The organism is Ilumatobacter sp. (assembly GCF_965215205.1).
Taxonomy (GTDB): domain Bacteria; phylum Actinomycetota; class Acidimicrobiia; order Acidimicrobiales; family Ilumatobacteraceae; genus Ilumatobacter_A.
This window is the reverse complement of record NZ_OZ244049.1, coordinates 3,327,125-3,350,253: the sequence shown is the minus strand read 5'-3', so window position 1 is coordinate 3,350,253 and position 23,129 is coordinate 3,327,125. Positions and strand designations below refer to the sequence as shown.

Here is a 23,129-nt window from a genome sequence, read left to right as displayed (position 1 = left end):
GGGCCGCGCCGTCCGCCGAGCGGCGTGCCACGCTGGGTGGATGTCACCGCGCTCGATCGGGCTCTCGCAGCCGCTGAACGACTACCTCACCGCTCGCACGTCACCTCCCGACGACGTGCAGCGCTCCCTGATCGAGCGGACGGCGGCGCTCGGCGACGTGGCGGGGATGCAGATCGCGCCCGAGCAGGGTGAGCTGCTCGCGTCGCTGACGGCGCTGCTCGCACCGTCGTTCGTCGTCGAGGTCGGGACCTTCACCGGGTACTCGGCGCTGGCGATCGCTCGCGAGCTCGTCGACCCGGCTCGGCTGCTGTGCTGCGACGTGAGCGCCGAGTGGACCGACATCGCCCGCGAGCACTGGCGAGCCGCCACGGTCGAGCACCGCATCGACCTGCGCCTCGCGCCGGCGATCGAGACCCTGCGGGCGCTCCCCGAGGACGGGCCGCTGATCGACCTCGCGTTCGTCGACGCCGACAAGGGCGGCTACGTCGACTACTACGAGGAGCTGATGCGGCGACTCGCCCCGGGCGGGGTGGTGCTCGTCGACAACACCCTGTGGTCCGGCGATGTCGTCGACACCGACGGCGGGGACGCGTCGGGCGTTCCGTCGGACGACACCGCCGCCATCCGGGCGTTCAACGACCACGTGGCCGCGGACCAGCGCACCCGTCAGGTGATCATCCCGATCGGTGACGGCCTGACGCTCATCCGCCGCGCCCCGGGCTGAACGGCCGGTCCGACGGATCGGAGGATCGCCGGCCGCCATCCGGCGGCCGGCGGCCCCGGCGGCCGGCGCTTCAGCGCTCGGAGAGCTCGATGCGATCGACGAACGCGGCGATGCGCTCGGCCACGTCGGAGGCGTGCGACTCCTCGTGCATCGAGTGGCCGCCCCCCTCGATCACCGCGACCGACGCGTCGGGCATCTTGCGCTGCATGTACTCGCCCGCTCCGGCGTACTCGGGGCGGTCGTCGCCGCCGGCGAGCACGAGCGTCGGGACCGCCATCTCGGCCAGCCGGTCCATGACGACGGAGTCCTCCTGCAGGTTGAGCGCGGCGACGTGCTCGGGGACCCCGAAGCGGTGGGCGTTGCGGCGGGAGCGCTCGTTCCAGCCCTCCCGCTTGTCGGGGTCGCGGTAGCCCGGGCCCGTGTTCAGCACCACGAGGCCGCGCGCCACGTCGGGACGGGTCGCGGCGTGGGCGAGCGCGAGGTAGCCGCCGAGCGAGTGCCCGACGAGGACCGGGCGCCCGTCGAGCTCCGCGATGACCGCGTCGAGGTCGGCGAGCGCGGCGTCTCGGGTGTAGGCCTGCGGATCACCGGGTCGCGGCGAGTCCCCGTGGCCGGGCAGGTCGACGGCGACGACGGTGAAGCGGTCGGCGAGGAGGTCGCCGCAGGCGTCCCACGTGGCGGCCGTCATCCCGAGGCCGTGGAGGAGGACGATGGGGGGCCCGGACCCCCGGCGGACGGTGTTGAGCTGCACGTCTCCCGACCGTACCGAGCGCGACCGGCGGCGGCGGTGTCCGATCGACCGCTCGGAGGGGGGGGTCCCGTGCCGGCGTGGGAGCTCGAGCCCGTCGGTGACGTGGGGCACCATGACGAACGACACCCCGGTCGCGCTGCTGCCGAGGCCGTCGCGCACCGATGCTGGGGTGTGAGACTCGACGCCCGCGCCCCTCGACCGGTCCCGTCCCCGGATCGGAGCCTGCGCTCCCGCCTGGCCGGTCGCGCCTGGTCGCGGGCAGGAGCGGTGGCGGCGGTCCTCGCGACCGGGCCGACACGTCGGGCCCTGTCGCTGTCGACCCGCTCGGCGCTGCTCGTCGTCGGATCGATCACGATCGCCGTCTCCGCGTCGGTCACGCTGTGGACCGGCCTCGGCGCCGGACCGCTCGACCTCTTCATCGGGTCGATCGCCCGCCGCAGCGGCCTGCCGCTCTCGCTCGCGGTGTGGGCGACCGTCGGCACCCTCATGGCCGCGGCGTGGGCGCTCGGCCGTCGTCCCGGTCCGGGGACCGTCCTCTCACCGCTGCTCGTCGGGCCCGTCCTGCAGGCGTCGCTGGCGTCGCTGGCGAGCCTCGATCTCCCGTCGTCGCTCGTCGTGCGCGTCGCGATCCACCTCGTCGCGATCGGCGGCATCGGCCTGGGCGCCGGCGCCCTCGTCGTCTCCGGTCTCGGCGCGGGGACGGGTGAGCTGTTCGCGAGCGCGACATCGGATCGCATCGGCCGTCCGGTTCTCCACGTGCGCCCGGTGATCGAGGCGACCTGGGTGGTCCTCGGCGTCGCGCTGGGCGGGCCCGCCGGGCTGGGGACCGTGCTGGTGGCGGTGCTCGTCGGACCGGCCGTCGCCCACGGTCACCGCTGCGTCGACGCGATCGCGGCGCGCTCGATCGCCCGGGTCTCGGCGACCCACGGGACGATCATCGCCCGCGAGCTCGCACGCACCGGCTGATCGGGCCGCACCTCCGCCGACGCCGGGTCAGGGCTCGACGAGCGCAGCGCTGACGTGGGTGTCGAACGACCCGAGCAGATCGGCCACCGCCGCCCGGTCGCCCGACGCGAGGGTGATCGTGCCGTCGTCGATCCGCTCGTCGAGTCGCTCCGGGTACGCGATGACCTCGACGAGCGCGTCACGGGTCAGCTCGACGACCGCGTCGGCCTCGGTGGCCCCCGGGTCGTGGTGGACGGTGTCGTTCTCGACGGTGATGCGGTGGGTGCGTGACCCGTCGACGGCGGGAGCGCCGTCCGCCGCGCCCGGGGCACCGGGGGCCGTGACCTCGACGGGATCGACGTCGGTGATCGTCCACGCCACGGACACGGTGTCGCGGTCGAGCTCGGCCGGGTCGAAGCGGGTCCCCATCATGTCGATCATCTGCTCGCCGGTCATCCCGCTCGCGAGCGCGGGCGGCCCGCCGCGCCCGAGCTGGATCGTGCCGTTCCGCAGCTCGTGGGCGCCCATCAGGTACGCGTTGCGCCACGTGCTCGACTCGGACTGGTAGCCCAGCTGCTCCATCGCGTCGGCCGACAGGGCGCGGGCCTCGCGGTGCTCGGGGTCGGTGAAGATCAGGTGCCCGAGCACCTCGACCGTCCAGCGGTAGTCGGCGCCGTCGAACGCCTCGCGCGCCCCGCGCACGACGGCGTCGGGCCCGCCCATCATCTCGACGTAGCGGCGCCCGGCCTCGACCGGGGGGTGGGGGTGGAGGTTGGCCGGGTTGCCGTCGTACCACCCGAGGTAGCGGTCGTAGACCGAACGGACGTTGTGCGACACGGTGCCGTAGTAGCCCTGCACGTGGGACTGCGACGCGAAGCAGTCGGGGAGCGACGACAGCTCCTCGGAGATCTCGTCGGGGGTGCGCCCGTGGTTGGCGAGACGCAGGGTCTGGTCGTGCATCCAGCGGTACACGTCGCGCTGCAGGCGGAGGAAGGCGTCGACGTCGTCGGTCCCGAAGCGCGGCCAGTGGTGGCTCGCGAACATCGTGTCCGTCGACGGGCCCCACATCCGCAGCGCCTCGTGGATGTACTTGCTCCACGCCAGCGCGTCACGCACCTGAGCCCCGCGGATCGGGTAGAGGTTGTGCAGCGTGTGGGTGCAGTTCTCCGCCATGCAGAGCAGCCGCTTGTCGGGGAAGAAGAAGTTCATCTCCGACGGGGCCTCCGCGTCGGGGGTGCTCTGGAACGCGATCCGCACCCCGTCCACGTCGAGCTCGGTGCCCGTCTCGTGGATGGTCTCGGTCGGTGCGACGAGCGCCGACGTCCCCAGCGGCACGGTCTTGCCGAGCCCGGCGTCGACCTGGCCGCGCGGCCCGAACGGCAGCAGCGGACCGAACTGGTACATCGACCGGCGCCCCATGATCGGCCCGGCGAGGACGTTCTCGCCGACCGCTTCGTGCATGAAGCCCTCGGGGGCGATGACGCGCACGTCGCCGCGCTCGACGGCCTCGCGCGTCGTGACGCCGAGCATCCCCCCGAAGTGGTCGAGGTGGCTGTGGGTGTAGATCACCGCGCTGACCGGTCGCTCGCCGAGGTGCTCGTTCGCGAGCGCGAGGCACGCCGCCGCGCACTCCTGCGCGGTCAGCGGGTCGATGATCAGCCACCCGCTGTCGGCGGCGATGAAGGTGATGTTGCTGAGGTCGTAGCCGCGCGCCTGCCACACCCCGTCGGCGACCTCGAACAGGCCGTGGATCGCGTTCAACCGGCCCTGTCGCCACAGCCCCGGATGGACGGTGTCGGGGGCGTCGGGCGAGTAGCGCAGGAAGTCGTGGTGGGCGATGTCCCACACCGGCCGGCCGTCGCGCTCGATGCGCCCGGTCGGGTGCTGGGCGACGAGACCGCGCTCGGCGCCGGCCAGGTCGACGTCGTCGTCGAAGTCGACCACGGCGGCCGAGTTGCGACGCCGGGTCGCCTCGGTCGCCGGGCGTGGTCCGTCGGAGGGTGCCTCGGCGTGGTCGTCGCTCATCGCGCCAGTCCAGCAGACGCGCCCGACGGGGGCCGAAGGAGGGATCGGCGACCGAGTGGCCCGCTTCGGCGTATCGTCGGCGCCGTGCTCGGACCCGCTCCCTCCCCGACGACGATCGGTTGGCGGGAGTGGATCGCCTTCCCCGACTGGGGGATCGACGCCCTGAAGGCGAAGGTCGACACCGGGGCGCGCACCTCGGCGCTCCACGCCGGGGACCTGGCGATCGTCGACGACACCGACGGCCGCGTGGCACGCTTCACCGTCCACCCGTGGCAGGTGGACGACGACGACGGCGTCGCCGTCGTCGTGCCGCTGCTCGACGAGCGCGAGGTGACCAGCTCGTCGGGGGACCGCTCCGTGCGCCCCGTCGTGCTCGCGACGATCGACCTCGGCGGCGGCCCGCACCGGATCGAGCTGACGCTCACCCGTCGCGACGACATGGGCTTCCGGATGCTGCTCGGCCGGGAGGCGATGGAGGGCCGGTACCTGGTCGATCCCGGGTCGTCGTACCTGTCGGGTCGGCCCGATCTCGTGACCCGTCGCCGCAACCGGGGGCGACGATGAGCGACGGACGGCCGGTCGACCCGGTGCGCACGACGTCGGCGAGCGACGGCGACGGGGCGAGCGGCGTCGGAGCCGGGCGCGTCGGCGACGGGGGCGCGGACCGTGCCGACGACGTCGGCGTCGTCGAGGCGACGAGCCCGGACCCGTCCGTGATCGACCCGGTGACCGCGACGCACCCCCCGGTCACGCGGCGCCGGCGGCACCGTCTGCTGCGCCGGCCGGCCTTCGCGATCGGTGACGTCGAGGTGGCGGCCGGCCGCTCCGACATCGGCCAGATCCCGATCGCCCGCCTCGTCACCGGCAACCAGATCTCGCTGCCGGTGAACGTGGTCCACGGCCGCCACGAGGGCCCGGTCGTCTGGCTCAGCGCAGCGGTGCACGGCGACGAGATCGGGGGCGTCGAGATCATCCGGCGCACCCTCGCGGACGTCGACGCGACCTCCCTGGCGGGGACGATCGTCGCCGTCCCGATCGTCAACGTCCACGGGTTCCTCAACGGCGACCGCTACCTCCCCGACCGGCGCGACCTGAACCGCTCGTTCCCCGGCTCGCCGACCGGCTCGCTCGCCGCTCGCCTCGCCCACCTGTTCATCACCGAGGTCGTGGATCGCTGCGACGTCGGGATCGACCTGCACACCGGCTCGGACCACCGCACCAACCTGCCCCAGATCCGCGCCGACCTCGACGACCCGCGCACCCGGGACCTCGCGATCGCGTTCGGTGCGCCGCTGATGATGCACGCCAAGCTGCGCGACGGCTCGATGCGCGCCGCCGCGACCTCGACCGGCTCGACGGTGCTGCTCTACGAGGGCGGCGAGGCGTGGCGCTTCGACAGGTTCGCGATCGAGGCGGGCGTCGCGGGCGTCGGGCGCGTCCTCGCCCGGCTGGGGATGACCTCGCCGACCGACACCCCTGTCGGCCTCGACGGCGCGCTCGCGACCCCGGTGCCGGCCGAGAGCCGCTCCAGCGGGTGGGTCCGGGTGCGACGCAGCGGCATCGCGCTGCTCGATGTCGAGCTCGGCCAGCACGTCGAGCGCGGCGACGTGATCGCGACGGTGCGCGACTCGGTCGGGCGGCGGCTGAGCCGGACGCGAGCGAGCCGCAGCGGGATGGTGATCGGCCACACCCAGCAGCCGCTGGTCAACCAGGGCGACGCGATCATCCACATCGCGGAGATCGTCGGCTCGCCGTCCGACGGTCCCGTCGAGTCGTCCGAGCGGCCGGTCGAACCCGAGCGCGCCGGGATCGCGACATCGGCCCGTTCCACCCGTCCGCCCGGGGCGCACCCGCCCGATCCGACAGAAACGGAGGCGCACCCGTGAAGCTCGCCATCCTCTCCCGCTCACCCGGCGCGTACAGCACCCACCGCCTGAAGACCGCCGCCCTCGAGCGCGGCCACGAGTGCAAGGTGCTCAACACGCTGCGCTTCGCGATCGACCTCTCGAGCGGCGACCCCGACCTCCAGTTCCGGGGTCGGCAGCTGTCGGACTACGACGCGGTGCTCCCGCGGATCGGGGCGTCGATCACCTACTTCGGCACCGCGGTCGTCCGCCAGTTCGAGCAGATGGACGTCTACACCCCGAACACGGCGAACGGGATCGCGAACTCGCGCGACAAGCTGCGCGCGACCCAGATCCTCAGCCGCCACGACATCGGCATGCCCGCGACCTCGTTCGTGCGCGACAAGGCCGACGTGCTCCCGGCGATCGAGCTCGTGGGAGGCGCCCCCGTGGTGATCAAGCTGCTCGAGGGCACCCAGGGGATCGGGGTGATCCTGGCCCCGGACAAGAAGGTCGCCGAAGCGATCATCGAGACGCTGCAGTCGACCAGGCAGAACGTGCTCATCCAGCAGTTCATCGCCGAGAGCAAGGGTCGCGACATCCGCGCGCTCGTCGTGGGCGACCGCGTCGTGGGGGCGATGCGACGCACGGCGCAGGGTGACGAGTTCCGCTCGAACGTCCACCGCGGCGGCTCGGTCGAGGCGGTCGAGCTGTCCGAGGAGTACGAGCGGACGGCCGTGCGCGCCGCGCAGATCATGGGCCTGCGGGTCGCCGGCGTCGACATGCTCGAGGGCAACGAGGGGCCGCTGGTGATGGAGGTCAACTCCTCGCCCGGCCTCGAGGGGATCGAGCGCGCGACCAACCTCGACATCGCCGGCGCGATCGTCGACCACATCGACAACCAGGTCGCGTTCCCCGAGCTCGACGTCCGCCAGCGGCTCTCGGTGTCGACCGGGTACGGCGTCGCCGAGCTGCTCGTGCGCGAGGGAGCCGACCTGGTGGGCACCACCATCGCGGACTCGGGTCTGCGCGAGCGCGACGTCACGGTGCTCACCCTGCACCGCGACAACGTCGTCATCCCGAACCCGAAGACGTCGCGCGAGCTCGTCGCGAACGACCGGCTGCTGTGCTTCGGCAAGCTCGACGAGATGCGCGACATGATCCCGGCGCGCCGCAAGCGTCGCGCGAAGGTGCGCCGCCTCCCCGACGACGCGCTGTCCGACTGATCTCGCCCCCGTCGCCGCTCGTGTCGGAGCGTGGGCCCGTCGCGCCCGACGGGCATCCACCAGGGCGAGCGACGGTTCTGTGAGGATCGTGGGCGCATGGGACCGACTCGTCTGCTGCGCCTCGGTGGGACGGCACCGCCGGCTCCCCCCGTGCGCGAGGCGGGCTCGTCGGGTCTCGACCGTCGCAGCTCGAGCTGGGATCCGCCCTCGATCGCCCCGTCGAGGCCGCTCGCGCCGCCGCGACCGGACCGCGGCGCAGCCCGGGGACCTCGATGGGGTCCGCCGACGCCCGAGCCCGCCCCGATCGTCGCGGCGCCCGACCCCGGCTGGGCGCCGCCCGGCGCCGCCCACCCGTGGGGTCCGCCCCTGGGGTTGCCGGTGTCGATGCGCGTGCTCTCGCCGTGGCCCGCGCCGACGGCCCGGTCGGCGGCCGCCGGGTCCGTGGAGCTCGCGGCTCCGTGGGATCCGGGACGTGCGGCGTCGATGTCGACCATCGAACCCGTGCACGAGCTGCGCGCTCCCGACCGCGCGTCGACGGAGCCGCTGTCGTGGGCGGTGCCGTCGATCGCGGCGGTCCCCGTCGCTCGACCGCCGGTGTCGCGCCCGGTGCGCGAGATCGCGACCCCCGCGTCGGCGGAGCCGCAGCTGCTGCCCCCGCCGTCGGCCGCCGACGTCGTGCTCGCGGACCGCGACCGGGTCGCACGGCTCCCGTCGCTCAGCTCGGGGAGCGGCGCGGTCGTTCGCACGGCGGTCGCGGCCGCCCTGGCGATCGCGGTGCTCGCGATCGCGCTGGTCGTCGGGCTGCGCTGATCCCCCGTCGGCCGGCCGCGCCGGGTCGGGCGTCCGCGGCCGCAGCGAGGGCGGTCAGTCGTCGAGGTGCGAGATCAGGGCGTCGAGCGCGAGGCGGTAGCTCGTGCGGCCGAACCCGACGACGACACCGAGGCACACGGCGCTGATCAACGACGTCTGCCGGAACGACTCTCGTGCGTGGACGTTCGACAGGTGGGTCTCGACGACCGCGAGGCCGGTGCCGCTGATTGCGTCGCGCAGCGCGATCGAGGTGTGCGTGTAGGCGCCGGGGTTGAGCACGACGCCGGCGGTCTCGCGCCGGGCCGCGTCGTGGAGCGCGTCGACGAGCTCGCCCTCGTGGTTGGATTGGACGGCCCGCACGTCGTAGCTGCTGTCGGCGGCGATCCGGCTCAGCTCGTCGACGATGTCGTCGAGGGTGTCGGCGCCGTAGACCTCCGGTTCGCGGGTGCCCAGCAGGTTGAGGTTCGCACCGTTGAGGACGAGGATCTCGCGCGCCATCCGCCGAGCGTACGCGGCGCCCGTGCGCCGCCCGGGGACGGCGGTGAGCCGATCGACGGCCGCCGTCAGGTCGTGACGTCGGAGTACGGAGGTGCGGGGTCGTACTGGATGTAGCGCTGGGTCGCACGGGCGTGCTCGGGCGAGTGGATCTGCCCGACCAGCCAGAGCGCCATGTCGATGCCGGCCGACACGCCCTGGCTGGTGACGACGTTCCCGTCGGCGACCCAGCGCCGGTCCCGGACGACCGTGCAGTCACCCCGGGCCTCGAGCGCGTCCTCGAAGCGCCGGTGGGTGCAGAGCTCCCGGCCGCGGCCGGGGCCCGCTTCGTGGAGCAGGAGCGAGCCGGTGCAGACGCCGGTGACCCAGTCGCACGACGAGGCGACGCCGCGCAGCCAGTCGATGAGGACCGGGTTGTCGACCTCGGTGCGGGTCCCGAAGCCGCCCGGGGCGAGCACGACGTCCAGGTCGGGGTGGTCGTCGAACGTGTGGTCGGCGAGCACCCGCAGGCCCTTGCCGCACGTCACCGGACGATCGTGCTCGGCGATGGTGACGATCGTGTCGGCGGGTCCGCCGTCGTCCACCCGCAGCATCGAGGACGCGGTGAACACCTCCCACGGCCCCACGAAGTCGAGCTCCTCGACACCGTCGAAGAGGAGCAGCCCGAATCCGGTGGGCACGCGCGGAGAGCTCAGCCGTGCCCGGCGAGGGGAGCGTCGACGCGGGTCGACACGATCGATCCCGTCGCGGTCCCGGACACGACGTCGGGGCTCGCGTCCTGGGCCAGGAGGGCGAACAAGGTGCGCCCGTCGTCGCCGCCGAGCGCGCAGGCGTAGGTGTTGTCCGGGGTCCCCATGCGGATCGTGGACAGGTCGTCGACGCGACCGGAACCGATCACGCGCACGACCTGGCGGCCGACGGCGTCGGAGAACCACACCCCGCCCTCGTCGTCGAGGGTGCACCCGTCGGGGGCGGTCCCCTCGACCTCGGCCCACACCCGCGGCTCGGTGAGCGACCCGTCCGGCGCGATGGTGAACGCCGTGAACTGACCGCCGAACGTCTCGGCGACCATCAGGGTGCTCTCGCTGGGGGTCAGCACCATCCCGTTCGGGAAGAGCAGCTCGTGGGCGTCGGCGACGACGCTCCCGTCGGGTCGCACGACCGCGAGCGTGGTCGTGGTGACGGACTCGCCGGCCTCGAAGTCGAAGCCGAAGTTGCCGACGTAGGCGACGCCCGACGAGCTGACCACCATGTCGTTGGCCGGACCGCCGGTGACCGAGCTCAGGTCGGCGTGCTCGACGACCGATCCGTCCGCCTCGACGCGCATCACCCGCCGATCGTCCATCGACACGAACAGCAGACGACCGTCCGGCAGCCACCCGAGCCCCGATGGCCGTCCGTCGTAGCGGAGCTCGACGTGGCGGGTGCCCGAGCCGTCGGGGTGGATCTCCACCGACGAGATCGTGCCCTGGAAGAAGTCGCTGAACCACAGCCGCCCGTCGTGCCAGCGAGGTGCCTCACCGAAGTCGATCCCCGCGATGACCGTCGTCCAGTCGGCGTGGTGCTGGGTCGCGTCGTCCATCGCCGTGACCGTAGCCGTCGTCGCGGCGGCCGTCGCGCTCGCCGGGCCGTGGACGTGGATGGGGCATCGCGGCGACGTGCGCCATAGCGTGCTGGACATGGACCGTCACTCGGCGCGCCCGGTCACGACGCGCTGCGGTCTACGATCGCACGTCGTGTCGAGAGGAGGTGGAGCTCGATGTCGACCGACGACCCGCTGCTGAGCCCTGATCCCGACGCGCCCCGCCGCGCCCACCACCGACCGATCCGCCTCCCCGGTGAGCCGGCCGAGGAGCCGAACTACGCGCTCCGGCGCATCGTGGCGGGTGCCGTCGCGATCGCCGTGCTCGCCGGTGCCGCCGTGCTGATCACCGGGGTGGCGTCGTCCGACGAGACCGCGACCATCGCGGGGGCCGAGCCCGGTGCGGGCGACGGGGGCGGCGCGATCCCCGGAGGCTCGGCCGCCGAGCCCAGCTCCGGGACCGTCGGCGTCGACGGGACGGTCGAGGGGGACGGCGGCGATCCGAGCGGCTCGGCGTCCGTCACCGACGTCGCGACCGGGAGCGACCCCGTCCGGGGGTCCGGTGGCTCGCTCGACGGCACCGCCGTCGGCTCCGCCACGGGCGGATCGGTCGCGGTCGGCTCGACACCGGATGCGTCGTCGCCGGACGCTTCGGCACCGGGTGCGTCGGCACCGGGTGCGTCCTCGCCGGATGCGTCCTCGCCGGAGGGGTCCGTCGAGGAGACGACCGAGCCGACGGGGCTGATCGGGCCGGCCCTCCCGGTGGTGCTCCCCGACCACCACGGCTTCCAGGACGACACGTTGTACGTGGCGCTCTACGGCACGCCCGGATCCTCGACCCTCGGCGTCCTCGGCGAGACCGAGGTCGACGGGTCGATCGATCGGGCCCGTGAGGTCGCAGCGGGGTACGAGTCCTACGCCGAGACGGTCGTCCCCTCGTTCGAGATCATCGCCTCGGTGGCCTCGTTCGAGGCCGGCGAGGACGGCGACTACTCCAACGAGTCGTCCGTCGGGCGGCTGCAGCCGTGGGTCGACGCGGCGGACGAGGCGGGGGTGGCGGTGGTGCTCGACCTCCAGGCCGGGCGCGCCCGCTTCGACCTGCAGGTCCAGGAGTTCGAGGAGCTGCTGCTCGAGCCCCACGTCGGGGTCGCCCTCGACCCCGAGTGGCGCGTCGGGCCGAACGAGATCCCCGAAGGCGGCAAGATCGGCTCGGTCACGGCGGCCGAGGTGAACGCCACGATCGACTACCTCGACGCGCTCGTCGCCGACAACGGCCTCCCGCGCAAGGTGCTGATCGTGCACCAGTTCGAGGACGGGATGATCATCGACAAGACCTCGATCGAGGGAACCGAGAACGTGCAGGTCGTGATCCACATGGACGGCTTCGGACCGCTGTTCCTGAAGAACGGCAGCTACGAGCGCGTCGTGCGCAACCTGCCCGCCGGATCGCTGCCCGGGTGGAAGAACTTCTACGACGAGGACGAGCCGACGCCGACCCCGGCCGAGACGATGGAGCGCGAACCGGCTCCCGTGTTCGTCAGCTTCCAGTAGTCGCCTCCGGCTCGCCGACGGTCAGAACGTCCGGAGCCACTCCGCGAGAGCCGTGCCGATCTCGTCGGGGCTGTCCTCCTGGACGAAGTGGATCCCCTCGACGCGCACCTCGGTCTGGTTGGGCCAGCCGCGGCAGAACTCCCGCTGCTGCCCGATCAGGATCGACCCGGGATCGGCGTCGACGAACAGCTTCGGCACCTCGCTGGCCGCCAGCCACTCGGAGTACTCGCGCACGATCTCGACCGTCTCGGCGGGCTCGCCCGCGATCGGGATCTCGCGTGGCCAGGTCAAGGTCGGGCGACGAGCCTCGCCGACCTGCGCGAACGGGGCGCGGTACACCTCGAGCTCGGCGGCGGTGAGACCGCTGATGATCGCGTTCGGCAGGATCGCCTCGACGAACAGGTTCTTCTCCAGGCACAGCTCCTCGCCGGCGTCGGAGCGGAAGCCCTGGAAGATCCCGCGGGCGTTCGGCGGCCACTCGTCCCACGACGCGATCGGCTGCACGATCGCCTCCATGTAGGCGATCCCGGCCACCCGCTCCGGGTGGTGGCGCGCCCAGTCGAAGCCGAGCGCCGAGCCCCAGTCGTGGACGACCAGCACGACCTCGTCGCCCAGGTCGAGCTCGTCGAGCAGGGCGTCGAGCCAGGCGCGGTGCTCGACGAAGCGGTAGCTGTCGGGCCCGGTGTCGTCGAGCTTGTCGGAGTCGCCCTGCCCGATCAGATCGGGCGCCACGACGCGCCCGACGTCCCACACGTGGCCGACGACGTTGCGCCACAGGTACGACGACGTGGGGTTGCCGTGGAGGAAGACGATCGTGCGGTCGCTGCCCTCGAGTCGACCCGTGTCGAAGGCGGCCATCGACTTGGTCGCCGCGCCGGCTCCGGCGTCGACGGTGAGCTCGACCCGGCGCTTCGGGAGGGGTGCGGTGGTGCCCATCGACCCAGCGTGGCAGAGCGCGGGCCGACGGACCGACACGGGACCACGGCGGCGCGCGACGCCCCCCGGCGTCGAGCTCGGCTCAGTTGTTGGCCCGCCGCACGCGGACCGACTTGTTGCGGATCTTGGCCCCGTCCATGCTGCGCAGCACGGTGCCGGCGTGTCGCTCCGGGACCTGGACGAACGCCGAGCGGTCGTTGATCTTGATCGCCCCGATGTCCTTGCCGTCGATGCTCGCCTCGTTGGCGATCGCGCCGACCAGGTCACCCGGTCGGACGCCGGCCGAGCGGCCGAGGTTGAACTGCAGGCTGACGAAGCCGGCCTCGACGTGGTGGGTGCCGTCGGGGTTGCGCAGCGGACGGTCCGGGCCGCGACGTGACGGCGTGCGGTCGTCGCGCCGCTCGCGCCCGCCCGAGGGGCGCTGCCGGTCCCGGGTGCGGTCGGGTCGCGAGCCGGTGTCGGGGATCTCCTGCTCGGCACGGGTGCGACCGGTCGCCTCGTGGACGAGGCGCACGGCCGCCACCGCCACGGCCACCGGGTCGTGGTCCTCGGCGAGGCCCTCGACCAGGGAGCGGTACCGGGCGTCGAGCTCGCTCGCGGGAGCGGCGGGGTCGAGCAGCGCCTCGACCTCGGACCGGGTCGTGGCGATCCGGCGCTCGACGAGATCGGCGACCGAGGGCACCGTCCCGATGTCGATCGCCTGGCGCGTCCGGCGTGCGATGTCCTCGATGCGCCGTCGGTCCTTGGGACCCCCGAGCGTGATCGCGATCCCCTCGCGCCCGGCACGCCCCACCCGTCCGATGCGATGGGTGTAGGCCTCCGCCGTCTGGGGGATGTCGAAGTTGATCACGTGGCTCAGGTGGTCGACGTCGATGCCGCGCGCCGCGACGTCGGTCGCGACGAGCAGAGTCGCGACCCCGCTCTTGAGCCGGCCCATCGCGCGGTCGCGCTGGTCCTGGCTCATCCCCCCGTGCAGCGCCTCGGCCCGGTAGCCACGCCCGTTCATCGTGTCGGTCAGCTCGTCGACGTCGCCACGCGTCCGGCAGAACACGATCGCCGCCTCCGGACCCTCCATGTCGAGGATCCGCCCGAGCGCCGAGGCGCGATGGGTGCGATGGGTGAGGTACGCGCTCTGGCGCACCTTCGGGGTCGTGCCCGCGGTGTCGGCGGCACGCTCGATGCTGATCCGCACCGGATCGCTGAGCTGACGGGTGGCGATCGAGTCGATCCGGTTCGGCATCGTGGCCGAGAACAGCACCGTCTGGCGCTCGGGCGGCGCGGCGTCGAGGATCGCCTCGAGATCCTCGGCGAAGCCCATGTCCAGCATCTCGTCGGCCTCGTCGAGGACGACCATCGCGCACGCACCCAGCTGCAGGGATCCGCGCGTGAGGTGGTCGAGGACGCGACCCGGGGTCCCGATCACGATGTCGACCCCGCGGGCGAGCGCGGTGAGCTGGGGTGCGATGTTGGTCCCGCCGAACAGCGCCACGATGCGCGCACCGCCCCCGGAGCCGTACTCCCGCATCGCCTCGGACACCTGGTTGCACAGCTCCCGGGTGGGAACCAGCACCAGTCCGAACGGGTCCTTCGTCCGGCTCTCCCCGGCGACCCGGTCGAGCATCGGCAGGGCGAAGGCGGCGGTCTTGCCGGTCCCCGTCGCGGCCTGGCCGAGGAGGTCGAACCCGTCGAGCAGGGGAGGGATCGACTCGGCCTGGATCGGGGTCGGGGTCGTGTAGCCGAGACCGGCGAGGGCGCCGAGCAGGCCGTCCGACAACCCGAGGTCGGCGAAGGTCGCGTCGGCGGGACCGGGCTCGATCCGGACCTCGTCGTCGGGACGGTCCTCGTCGGTGCGTCCCGCGTCGTGGCGGTCCTCGTCGAGTCGGTCGTGGTGGTTCTCTGGCATGGCGTCGGTCCCGGGGTCGTGCCCCGTCGTTCCGAAGCCCCGTCAGGCTAGGCCGCTCGGTCCGGACCCCGTCGGCCGGACCGGTGCCGGCCCGCCGCGCGCCGTCCGGCGTCGGAGCCTCAGCCGACCCCGCGGCGCGCCACGTCCAGGAACAGCTCGATGCGCCCCCGACCCATGTCGACGACGGTCCACCCGTGGCTCTCGGCGAGCGCCGCCACCGGTCGGCTGCGGTGGCTGGATCGCATCCTCAGCCTCCCGATCCCGGCGACCGTGGCGGCCTCGATCGCCCGCGTCATCATCGCCGTTCCGATGCCCTCGCCGCGCCGGTCGGCGTCGACGATCATCGCGAGGTCGCCGTCGGCGGCCATCGAGGCCATCGCGACGAGCCGACCGCCGTCGACCGTGCCGAACCTCGTCCGCGCCGGGTCGGCCACGTCGCGCACCAGCGACGGGAACGGCTTGATCGTGGCGCTGCGACCGAAGCTGCGGCGCTCCCGTCGGATCGAGTCCACGAACGGGTCGACGAGGTCGACGAGGCTGGGGTGGGCGATCGCGACGATGCGGAGCGACATCGCGCCATCTTCGGGCAGCGACGTGTCGGGGGTGTTTCGACCGTTCGACGAGCCGATGGACTCTCGGGGCTCCGCGCCCGCGACGCCGATCCCGACGGGACGGGACGGATCAGGCGTCGGCGAGCGACCCGACGAGCGGCGCGAGGTCGTCGAGCGTCGAGAGGACCTCGTCGCGCCCGCCCTGGGGGAGACCGAGCACCGCTCGCGACATCCCGTCTCCGGCCAGCTCGGCGAGGCGGCTCTCGTCGGGCTGCGCGAAGAACAGCCCGCGCTCGATCGTCTCGGGGTCGCGGCCGATGTCCTCGCACGCCCGCACGACGAGGTCCCACCTCTCGAGGGGGTGCCGACCGCCGATCGGCATCCACCCGTCGCAGAACTCGGCGATGTCGGCCGCGGTGCGCGGGCCGGCGTCGCTGCCCAGGATGACCGGCGGTCCACCCTCCTGGGTCGGCTTCGGCCACGCCCAGCTCGGCGGGAACGAGACGTGCTCGCCGTCGAAGGACGCCTCCTCCTCCGTCCACAGCTCGCGCATCGCGAGCACGTTCTCGCGCAGGATCGCCCGGCGGTCGCCGTAGGCCGTGCCGTGGTCGGCCATCTCCTCCTTGTTCCACCCGTAGCCGATGCCGAACAGGAAGCGGCCCCCCGAGATGCGGTCGAGGCTCGCGGCCTCCTTCGCGGTGTGGATCGGGTCGCGCTGCGCGACCAGGCAGATCCCGGTGGCGAGCTTGATCGTCGACGTGGCCCCGGCGCAGGCGCCGAGCGCGACGAAGGGGTCGTGCGTCCGCCAGTAGAACTCGGGGAGCGGGGGAGCCCCCTCGTTGCCTCCCCAGGGCGTGTCGCGGCTCGTCGGGATGTGGGAGTGCTCGGGGAACCACAGCGACTCGAAGCCGCGATCCTCGGCGGCGCGGGCGAGCTCGACGGGGTCGATCGTCTGGTCGGTCGGGAAGATGGCGACGCCGATGTGCATGGCCACGACCGTAGTGAGACCGCCCTCGGTGTCGCCCATCACACCAGCGTGCGCGACGGTGTCGGGTGATCCGACCGGGAGGTGCGCCGCGGCGTGGCCCCGGTGCCGCCGACCCCCCGGGAGCGCCATGCCCACCATCGTCACCGTCGTCGCCGCCCTCGTCGGCGCGTTCGCCCTCGACCGCCTCGACGTCCCCGCCGGTTCGCTGCTCGGTGCCGTCGCCGGCGTCGCCGCGGTCAACCTGCTCACGGGCATCGACGCCGTCGAGCTCCCGGCCGCCGGCCGCTTCGCCGCCTTCGCGGCCCTCGGCTGGGCGATCGGCGAGGGGGTCACCGGTGAGACCGTCCGCCAGCTCGGATCGTCGGTCGACGTCATCGCGATCACGGTCGTCGTGCTCGTCGTGGTCGGAGCGCTCACCGCGTGGGCGATGACCGCAGCGGGTCTCACCGACGCGAGCACCGCCTACCTCGCGACCTCCCCTGGGGCGCTGTCGCAGATGGCGGCGCTGTCGGCCGACACCGGGGCGGACTCCCTCCTGGTCACCACCACCCACACGGTGCGCGTGATCGTCGTCGTCCTGGTCTCTCCCCTCGTCGCCGCCTGGTTGACCGCCGGGACCGCGGGGACGGGGGCCGCGTGAGCCACGACGAGCGCCCCGACGACGTCGCGGGTCACGCGCCGACCGGCGACGCCGAGGAGATCGCCGCCGAGCTGCGCCGCGCGCTCACCACCGTGCCGCGCACCCTCCCGCCGCGCTGGCTCTACGACGACCGCGGCAGCGAGCTGTTCTCGCGCATCACCGAGCTCGACGAGTACTACCCGACCGAGGCCGAGCGTCGGATCCTCGCGGACCGCTCCGGGGAGATCGCCGAGGTCACGGGGGCCACGACCGTGGTCGAGCTGGGCTCGGGCACCAGCGACAAGACGCGCACCCTGCTCGACGCGTTCGCCGACCACGGTCGCCTCACGGCGTTCGCCCCCCTCGACGTGAGCGAGGCGACCCTGCTCGAGGCCGCCGAGATGCTCCGTGCCCGCCACCCGGAGATGACGGTGACGCCCATCGTGGGTGACTTCACCCGCCACCTCTCGCGGATCTCGGCGCTCGCGTCGAGCGGCCCGCTCCTGGTGCTGTTCCTCGGAGGGACGCTCGGGAACTTCTACGTCGGCGAGCGGGCCGCGTTCCTGCGCGACCTGCACGACGCGCTCTCCCCCGGCGACTGGGCGCTCGTCGGGATGGACCAGGTGAAGGACGCCGACCGGCTGGTCGCGGCCTACGACGACGGCGAGGGCGTGACCGAGCTCTTCATCCGCAACGCGCTGGTCAACGTCAACTCGACCTACGGCGGCGACATCGACGTGGGGCGGTTCGACTACGTCCCCCTCTGGGACCCGCGCGCGGAGCGCATCGACATGCGCCTGCGAGCGTCGGACCACGTGTCCGCGCGCATCGAGGGCCTCGGCGTCGACCTCGAGGTCGCCGCCGGGGAGGAGATCCGCGTCGAGATCTCGTCGAAGTTCCGACCGCCGCGCCTGCTCGACGAGCTCGCCGCGGCCGGGTTCGGGGCGAGCGGCCATCGGGTGTACACCGACCCCGACGACGACTTCGCGCTCCTGCTCGTCCGCCGCGACGCCCCGTCCGACGAGGCGCCCGACGTGGCGACGGACGACTCGACGGCACCTCACCAGTGACGCAGGTCGATCGGCCACCGGTCGACGACGTCGTCGCCGTCGACCAGCCACATCGCCTCGTGGCGCGCGACGGTCGGGTCGACGTGGGCGGGCCGCAGGTGGACGCGATCGCCGACGCGGTGGCGCGAGGCGTCACGGGGTGACAGCGTCGTGTGCTCGTCGGAGCAGAACATCACCTCGCCGCCGTCCCAGCCCGGGTTCCCGTGGTCCATCCCGAGCGACTTCAACCCGGCGTCGACCACGATCCAGCCCTTGGCGCTGACCGACACGACCGTGGCCGCGACCTCGAGCGCGAGGGCGAACGGCAGGTCGAGGGTGAGGTACTGGGTGTCCATCAGGGTGTAGCTCCCGGCCTGGATCTCGGTGCACCACTCGTTGACGTCGAAGGTGCCCGTCCCCCCGCCCGAGATCACGTCGCCGCCCACCTGCTCGGCCGCTCCGACGAGAGCCGCCATCGCCGCCCCCACGGCGTCGGTGCGCCGCCCGCGGTCGCGCACCATCATCAGGTGCCCCTCGTAGCCCATCACCCCGCGCACGTCGATCCCGGCGCCGCGGGCCCGCTCGGCCAGTCGAGGCGCGTCGGCCGGGTCGCACCCGCAGCGCGGGAGGCCGACCTCGACGTCGACGAGCACGGACCGCACGCCCGCGGCGATCGCCGCGTCCAGGGTGGCGTCGGAGTCGACGGCGATCGTGACCGCCACCGCGTCGTCGGCGAGCGCCACGAGACGTGCGAGGCGTTCGACGTCGAGCGTCTCGTTGGCCAGGAGGAGGTCGTCGCCGACGCCGGCGCGCACCAACCCCTCGAGCTCGCGCACGGTCGCCGCGCAGAACGCCGGGTGCCCGTCGTCCGCGAGTCGGCGCGCGAGCGCCGTCGACTTGAACGCCTTGACGTGGGGGCGCAGCTCGCGTCCCGGGCGCACCGCGTCCATCGCGCTCAGGTTCGCGTCGAGGACGGAGCGCTCGACGACGAGCGCCGGGGTGGGGATCGCGGCGGTGGAGGTGGGATCGGTCTCGGCGGAGGGCACGGCGCGGGGTTGCCGCCGTCAGTCGCGGAAGTTCTGGAACTGGAGGGGGATCCCGAGGTCCTCGGCCTTGAGCATCGCGATGACCTCCTGGAGCGTGTCGCGCTTCTTCGAGTTGACCCGGATGGAGTCTCCCTGGAGCTGGCTGGTGACCCCCTTGGGCCCCTTCTCCTTGATCGTCCGGTTGATCTCGCGCGACTTGTCCGACGAGATCCCGACCGCGATGGTCATCACCTGGCGGGCTCGGCCGCCGGATGCCTCCTGGACGTCGCCGTACTCGACGCCGCGCAGCGACACGCCGCGCTTGACGAGCTTCTCCTCGACGACGGTGCGCAGGGCGGTCATCCGCTCCTCGCTGGCCGTGTGCAGCGTGATCGCGAGGTCGTCGTGGTCGATCGACGAATCCGTCCCCTTGAAGTCGTAGCGGTTCGCGATCTCGCGACGGGCCTGGTCGATCGCGTTCTTGACCTCCTGGTGGTCGACTTCGGACACGACATCGAAACTGGCCATGGGCACGAACGTTAGCGACGGCGCCCCCGGTGGTCGCTCGTCCGGCTAGGGTCACCGGTGGTTGAGTTCACAGCCGACTCGATGGTCCCCCGACGCGTCTGGACTGAGATGGCCTACGGAAACTCACTGCTCGACCGTCTGGACGCCGACGCGTCCGCCTCCTTGTTCAGCGATCTGGAGCTCGTCGACTACGCCCTGCTCGATCGTCTCGACGACGACGGTGCGATCGAGCACGTCGTGTTCCCGGCGTCGGTGGTGGTGTCCCTCCTCACCCGCTCGGAGAACGGCGGACCGATCGAGCTGGTGACGGTCGGCAACGAGGGGTTCATCGGGGTCCCGGTGCTGCTGGGGGCCGATTCGTTCCTCCCCGGCGAGTTCGCGCAGTGCCAGGTGCCCGGCTCGGCGTGGCGGCTCGAGAGGGCGCGCTTCGAGGCGCTGCTGGAGGAGAACCGCGCGGTGTGGCAGCTCATGGCCAAGTACGTGCAGGCGTACCAGTCCCTGCTCGCGCGCCAGGTGCTGTGCAACCTGCTCCACGGCGTCGATCAGCGAGTGGCGCGCTGGCTGCTCGTGACCGGTGACCGCGCCCACTCCGCCGAGTTCCCGCTCACGCAGGACTTCCTGTCCGAGATGCTCGGGGTGCGGCGCGCCTCGGTCAACGTCGCCGAGCGGCGCCTGCAGGCCGACGGGCTGATCGAGTACGGGCGGGGCCGGATGCGCCTGCTCGACCGCCCCGGGCTCGAGCTCCTCGCGTGCCGGTGCTACTCGGTGATGAACGAGCGCTTCGACCAGCTGCTGAACTGAGCACCGACCGGGGCCACCCGGCGCGCTCGAGGTGGTGGGGAGGTCGCGACACCCGGCGTTCGACAGCGCACATCGTCCGAACGGTAGGGTCCGTCCCCGTGGTGCAGGCGGGGACGGATGCGAGGGTCGAGGCGGGACCGCCGCCCCCGACCCGGGAGTTCGATCCGGCGTCCGCCCTGCGCGCGGTGCGCGACGTGGCGAGCGCGATCGCCAAGTTCCACTCGGTGCCCGAGATCGTCGGGGCGATCGCCCAGAGCCTCCAGGGCCTCGACGGCGGGCCGTCGGTGACGGTGGGGGTGGCGGAGGCCGACGGGCCGCTGCGACTGATGGCGCTCGAGGGGTTCGACCCGTCCACCATCGACCGGTGGGGCACGATCGATCGCTCCGTCCCGGTCCCGCTCACCGACGTGCTGCGGACCGGGGAGATCATGTACTTCTCGTCGCGGACCGAGATGCTCCGGCCGTACCCCCACCTGGCTGACGAGATCGGGCGCAACGACCACCACTCCTGGGCCGCCGTGCCCCTCCTGTCGGAGACGGGCCCGTGCGGGACCGTCGGACTCGCGTGGGACGCCCCCCGCTCGTTCAGCGAGGTCGAGCGGCTGTTCATGCTGACGCTCGCGAAGTTGGGTGGCGAAGCGCTGCGGCGGGCGAGTCGAGACCTCGACCGCGAGGACCTCGTGGTGCTGCTCGCGGACGCCTCGGACAACGACCGCATCGAGATCGCCCGCGACCTGCACGACCAGTCCGTGCAGCGCCTCGCGGCGGCGTCGATCCGCCTCGGGGCGGTGCGGATGGATCACCTCGCCGGCCGGGACGGTCCCCTGGCCGATGCCCTGGAGGCGATCGAATCCGACGTGCAGGAGGTGATCCGCACCCTGCGCGACATCATCGTCGACCTGCACCCCCCCGACATGACGGGCCTCAGCCTGGCTCAGGCGATCGAGGACTTCGCCGACTGGTTGTTCGACGCCGGGGTCGACGTCGTGATCCACGACGACACGAACCTGCCGATGACCGATCCGGTCTCCGAGATGGCGTACCGGATCGCCACCGAGGCGCTGAGCAACGTGCTGCGGCACGCGAGCGCCAGCCGGGCCGTCGTCGAGTTGGCGCCGAGGGGTGACGACCTCCACCTGTCGATCAGCGACGACGGGGTCGGGATCTCCGACTCGTCGCTCACCTCGGGAACGGGCCACCTCGGGTTGCGGATGATCCGGGAGCGGATCGCCGCCGCCGGCGGGCACTTCGCGATCGACGGGAACGACGGCGTGACGATCGCGGTCGTGATCCCGATGTCGTCTTCTCTCGGCTGAGCGGTCGGCTCAGCGGTCGGGGATCAGTCCCTGCCGGCGAGCCACGTCGACCGCGGCGGCCCGGCTGTCGCTCTCGAGCTTGCGCAGGACGCTCGAGACGTGGTTCCGCGCCGTGTTCGGGCTGATCCCGAGCTCGATCCCGATCTCGTCGTTGCTCCTGCCGGCCGCCATCGACCCCAGCACGCGATCCTCCTGGTCGGTGAGATCGGAACCGGACTTCAGCAGGCGGGGGAGGATCCGCGAGAAGGCCGAGGCGGAGATCGGGTTCTCGTCGGCGAGGACCGATCGGCAGGCTCGGATCACGGCCTCGAACGACTCGTGCGTGCCGAGGAAGCCGCTCGCGCCGGCCTCGAACGCGCCGAGGATGGTCCGTGCGTCCGCGGCGACGCTCAGCACGAGCACGACGGGAGCCGGATCGAGCTCCGTCAGCCCCTCGACCAGCTCGTTCCCCTCGACGTCGGGCATCCGCATGTCGACGACGGCGAGAGCGGGGCGGTGCTCGCGCGCCACCTCGATGGCCTCGGCGGCCACGCACGACCAGCGCACGTCGTGGAAATCGGGAGCGGCGCCGAACGCCGACGAGAGGGCTTCGGCGAAGACGGCGTGGTCGTCGACCACGAGCACGCCGTCCACGTGAGCGGTCATCGTGGGCTCGTCACCGACGGCTCACGGCGCGGAGTCGACCGAGGCGCCGTCGATCACGACCGCGCCGGAGACCACCTGCTCCGCGAGATCGCGGAGCTTGACGTTGCGGTTCTGCGACTCGCGGCGCAGGACGTCGAACGCCTGGTCGGGTCCGAGCGAGAGGTTGGCCATCAAGATGCCCTTGCTCTGCCCGATCAGATCGCGCGAGGCGAGCGCCTCGTTCAGCTGGTCCACCAGGTTGAGCACCTCGTTGAAGGTGCGCGCGTTGTGCAGCGCGACGGCGGCCTGGGAGGCGAGGACGTCGCCGATCTGCTTGTCGCTGTCGGTGAACGCACCGTCGATGCTGTAGAAGTTCAGCGACCCCACGACGTTCTGCTCGACGCGCAGCGGGACCGAGTACGACGCTCGGATCCCCTCGTCGAGAGCGCTCTCGATGAACTGCGGCCAGCGCTCCTCCTGCGCGAACGACGTGACGTGGACCGTCTCGCCCGTCTCGATCGCTTGGAGGCACGGACCCTCGCCGTGGGAGTACTGGATATCGTCGATGCGGTCGGCCCGCTCGTCACTCGCGGCGCGGGTCGACACCGAGCCGTCGCGGATCAGCGACACGCCGCAGCTGTCGCACGCATCGATCAGCGACGTCGACAGGCGCGCGACCCGTCCGAGCGTGGCATCGAGCCCGTCGTCGGCGACAAGAACCTGGCTGAGCTCGATCAACTTGTCGGTGATCGCTTCGCTGGCCATGGAACCCCCCTTTGACTGGCATCCAACGTATCGGCCACCCAGTGTGGCGAGGAGATGTGGGAATCCGTACG

Annotated in this window: 24 protein-coding genes; 11 read left to right on the top strand and 13 right to left on the bottom strand. The window is 72.6% G+C overall.

The features are described 5' to 3' along the window. Positions 1–40 precede the first annotated feature (40 nt). Entirely contained in the window at positions 41–724 is a 684-nt protein-coding gene (locus ACOOHC_RS15645; RefSeq protein ID WP_420451327.1) for an O-methyltransferase, read from the top strand. A 70-nt stretch (positions 725–794) separates the two neighbouring features. Here ACOOHC_RS15645 and ACOOHC_RS15640 read toward each other — a convergent pair whose 3' ends face one another. Next, the gene (locus tag ACOOHC_RS15640) at positions 795–1,475 is read right to left on the bottom strand and encodes an alpha/beta fold hydrolase (protein ID WP_420451326.1); all 681 of its coding nucleotides are present in this window, start codon (positions 1,473–1,475) and stop codon (positions 795–797) included. Between the two features lie 171 nt (positions 1,476–1,646). Between ACOOHC_RS15640 and ACOOHC_RS15635 the strand changes: the two genes are divergently transcribed. Next, positions 1,647–2,441, top strand: a complete 795-nt coding sequence (locus ACOOHC_RS15635) for a YczE/YyaS/YitT family protein (RefSeq protein WP_420451325.1) — start codon at positions 1,647–1,649, stop codon at positions 2,439–2,441. A gap of 27 nt (positions 2,442–2,468) precedes the next feature. On the opposite strand, the gene ACOOHC_RS15630 is transcribed toward ACOOHC_RS15635, so the two are convergent. Next, positions 2,469–4,445 (bottom strand): alkyl/aryl-sulfatase, encoded by a 1,977-nt coding sequence (locus tag ACOOHC_RS15630; RefSeq protein ID WP_420451324.1) that lies wholly within the window; start codon positions 4,443–4,445, stop codon positions 2,469–2,471. A gap of 84 nt (positions 4,446–4,529) precedes the next feature. Between ACOOHC_RS15630 and ACOOHC_RS15625 the strand changes: the two genes are divergently transcribed. The 4 genes from ACOOHC_RS15625 (at position 4,530) to ACOOHC_RS15610 (ending at position 8,325) form a co-directional block, all read left to right on the top strand. Beyond that, positions 4,530–5,009: an ATP-dependent zinc protease gene (locus tag ACOOHC_RS15625; protein ID WP_420451323.1), complete on the top strand. Its 480-nt coding sequence runs from the start codon at positions 4,530–4,532 to the stop codon at positions 5,007–5,009. Next, entirely contained in the window at positions 5,006–6,331 is a 1,326-nt protein-coding gene (locus tag ACOOHC_RS15620) for a succinylglutamate desuccinylase/aspartoacylase family protein (RefSeq protein WP_420451322.1), read from the top strand. Before ACOOHC_RS15625 ends, ACOOHC_RS15620 begins: the two co-directional genes overlap by 4 nt. Continuing rightward, entirely contained in the window at positions 6,328–7,515 is a 1,188-nt protein-coding gene (locus ACOOHC_RS15615; protein ID WP_420451321.1) for a RimK family alpha-L-glutamate ligase, read from the top strand. Before ACOOHC_RS15620 ends, ACOOHC_RS15615 begins: the two co-directional genes overlap by 4 nt. A 96-nt stretch (positions 7,516–7,611) precedes the next feature. Further along, positions 7,612–8,325, top strand: a complete 714-nt coding sequence (locus tag ACOOHC_RS15610; protein WP_420451320.1) for a hypothetical protein — start codon at positions 7,612–7,614, stop codon at positions 8,323–8,325. A 54-nt stretch (positions 8,326–8,379) separates the two neighbouring features. Here the strand turns inward: ACOOHC_RS15610 and aroQ are convergent, their stop codons facing one another. The 3 genes from aroQ to ACOOHC_RS15595 all read right to left on the bottom strand — a co-directional run bounded on the left by aroQ (position 8,380) and on the right by ACOOHC_RS15595 (position 10,402). Then, a complete protein-coding gene (gene aroQ / locus ACOOHC_RS15605) occupies positions 8,380–8,823 on the bottom strand; it encodes a type II 3-dehydroquinate dehydratase (RefSeq protein ID WP_420451319.1) in 444 nt (147 codons plus the stop codon). A gap of 65 nt (positions 8,824–8,888) precedes the next feature. Further along, a complete protein-coding gene (locus tag ACOOHC_RS15600) occupies positions 8,889–9,500 on the bottom strand; it encodes a DJ-1/PfpI family protein (protein ID WP_420451318.1) in 612 nt (203 codons plus the stop codon). Between the two features lie 11 nt (positions 9,501–9,511). Further along, the gene (locus ACOOHC_RS15595; protein ID WP_420451317.1) at positions 9,512–10,402 is read right to left on the bottom strand and encodes an SMP-30/gluconolactonase/LRE family protein; all 891 of its coding nucleotides are present in this window, start codon (positions 10,400–10,402) and stop codon (positions 9,512–9,514) included. Between the two features lie 177 nt (positions 10,403–10,579). Here ACOOHC_RS15595 and ACOOHC_RS15590 point away from each other — a divergent pair, with 177 nt between their 5' ends. Further along, complete coding sequence (locus ACOOHC_RS15590) at positions 10,580–11,953, top strand: hypothetical protein (RefSeq protein WP_420451316.1); 1,374 nt, start codon at positions 10,580–10,582, stop codon at positions 11,951–11,953. 21 nt (positions 11,954–11,974) lie between these two features. Here the strand turns inward: ACOOHC_RS15590 and ACOOHC_RS15585 are convergent, their stop codons facing one another. From ACOOHC_RS15585 to ACOOHC_RS15570, 4 genes are all read right to left on the bottom strand, one after another. After that, positions 11,975–12,811 carry a haloalkane dehalogenase gene (locus ACOOHC_RS15585; protein WP_420453813.1) on the bottom strand — a complete coding sequence of 279 codons (837 nt, stop codon included), beginning with the start codon at positions 12,809–12,811 and terminating at the stop codon, positions 11,975–11,977. Between the two features lie 160 nt (positions 12,812–12,971). Next, on the bottom strand, positions 12,972–14,792 hold the full coding sequence (locus ACOOHC_RS15580; protein ID WP_420451315.1) for a DEAD/DEAH box helicase: 1,821 nt from the start codon (positions 14,790–14,792) through the stop codon (positions 12,972–12,974). A 119-nt stretch (positions 14,793–14,911) separates the two neighbouring features. Next, positions 14,912–15,364 (bottom strand): GNAT family N-acetyltransferase, encoded by a 453-nt coding sequence (locus ACOOHC_RS15575; protein ID WP_420451314.1) that lies wholly within the window; start codon positions 15,362–15,364, stop codon positions 14,912–14,914. Positions 15,365–15,473: 109 nt separating this feature from the next. Further along, entirely contained in the window at positions 15,474–16,370 is an 897-nt protein-coding gene (locus tag ACOOHC_RS15570) for an LLM class F420-dependent oxidoreductase (protein ID WP_420451313.1), read from the bottom strand. Between the two features lie 88 nt (positions 16,371–16,458). Between ACOOHC_RS15570 and ACOOHC_RS15565 the strand changes: the two genes are divergently transcribed. After that, entirely contained in the window at positions 16,459–16,971 is a 513-nt protein-coding gene (locus ACOOHC_RS15565; protein WP_420451312.1) for an AbrB family transcriptional regulator, read from the top strand. Next, positions 16,968–18,020 (top strand): L-histidine N(alpha)-methyltransferase, encoded by a 1,053-nt coding sequence (egtD, locus tag ACOOHC_RS15560; protein WP_420451311.1) that lies wholly within the window; start codon positions 16,968–16,970, stop codon positions 18,018–18,020. Before ACOOHC_RS15565 ends, egtD begins: the two co-directional genes overlap by 4 nt. Here the strand turns inward: egtD and ACOOHC_RS15555 are convergent. Both ACOOHC_RS15555 and ACOOHC_RS15550 read right to left on the bottom strand, forming a co-directional pair. Continuing rightward, complete coding sequence (locus ACOOHC_RS15555) at positions 18,011–19,045, bottom strand: alanine racemase (RefSeq protein WP_420451310.1); 1,035 nt, start codon at positions 19,043–19,045, stop codon at positions 18,011–18,013. The two genes, egtD and ACOOHC_RS15555, sit on opposite strands and share 10 nt — an antisense overlap. Positions 19,046–19,063: 18 nt before the next feature. After that, a complete protein-coding gene (locus ACOOHC_RS15550) occupies positions 19,064–19,552 on the bottom strand; it encodes a YajQ family cyclic di-GMP-binding protein (protein ID WP_420451309.1) in 489 nt (162 codons plus the stop codon). A gap of 57 nt (positions 19,553–19,609) precedes the next feature. Between ACOOHC_RS15550 and ACOOHC_RS15545 the strand changes: the two genes are divergently transcribed. After that, the gene (locus tag ACOOHC_RS15545; RefSeq protein ID WP_420451308.1) at positions 19,610–20,353 is read left to right on the top strand and encodes a Crp/Fnr family transcriptional regulator; all 744 of its coding nucleotides are present in this window, start codon (positions 19,610–19,612) and stop codon (positions 20,351–20,353) included. A gap of 98 nt (positions 20,354–20,451) precedes the next feature. Continuing rightward, positions 20,452–21,669: a GAF domain-containing sensor histidine kinase gene (locus ACOOHC_RS15540; protein ID WP_420451307.1), complete on the top strand. Its 1,218-nt coding sequence runs from the start codon at positions 20,452–20,454 to the stop codon at positions 21,667–21,669. Between the two features lie 9 nt (positions 21,670–21,678). On the opposite strand, the gene ACOOHC_RS15535 is transcribed toward ACOOHC_RS15540, so the two are convergent. Further along, a complete protein-coding gene (locus ACOOHC_RS15535) occupies positions 21,679–22,314 on the bottom strand; it encodes a response regulator (RefSeq protein WP_420451306.1) in 636 nt (211 codons plus the stop codon). A gap of 21 nt (positions 22,315–22,335) precedes the next feature. Continuing rightward, complete coding sequence (locus ACOOHC_RS15530) at positions 22,336–23,058, bottom strand: ANTAR domain-containing protein (protein ID WP_420451305.1); 723 nt, start codon at positions 23,056–23,058, stop codon at positions 22,336–22,338. Positions 23,059–23,129 lie beyond the last annotated feature (71 nt).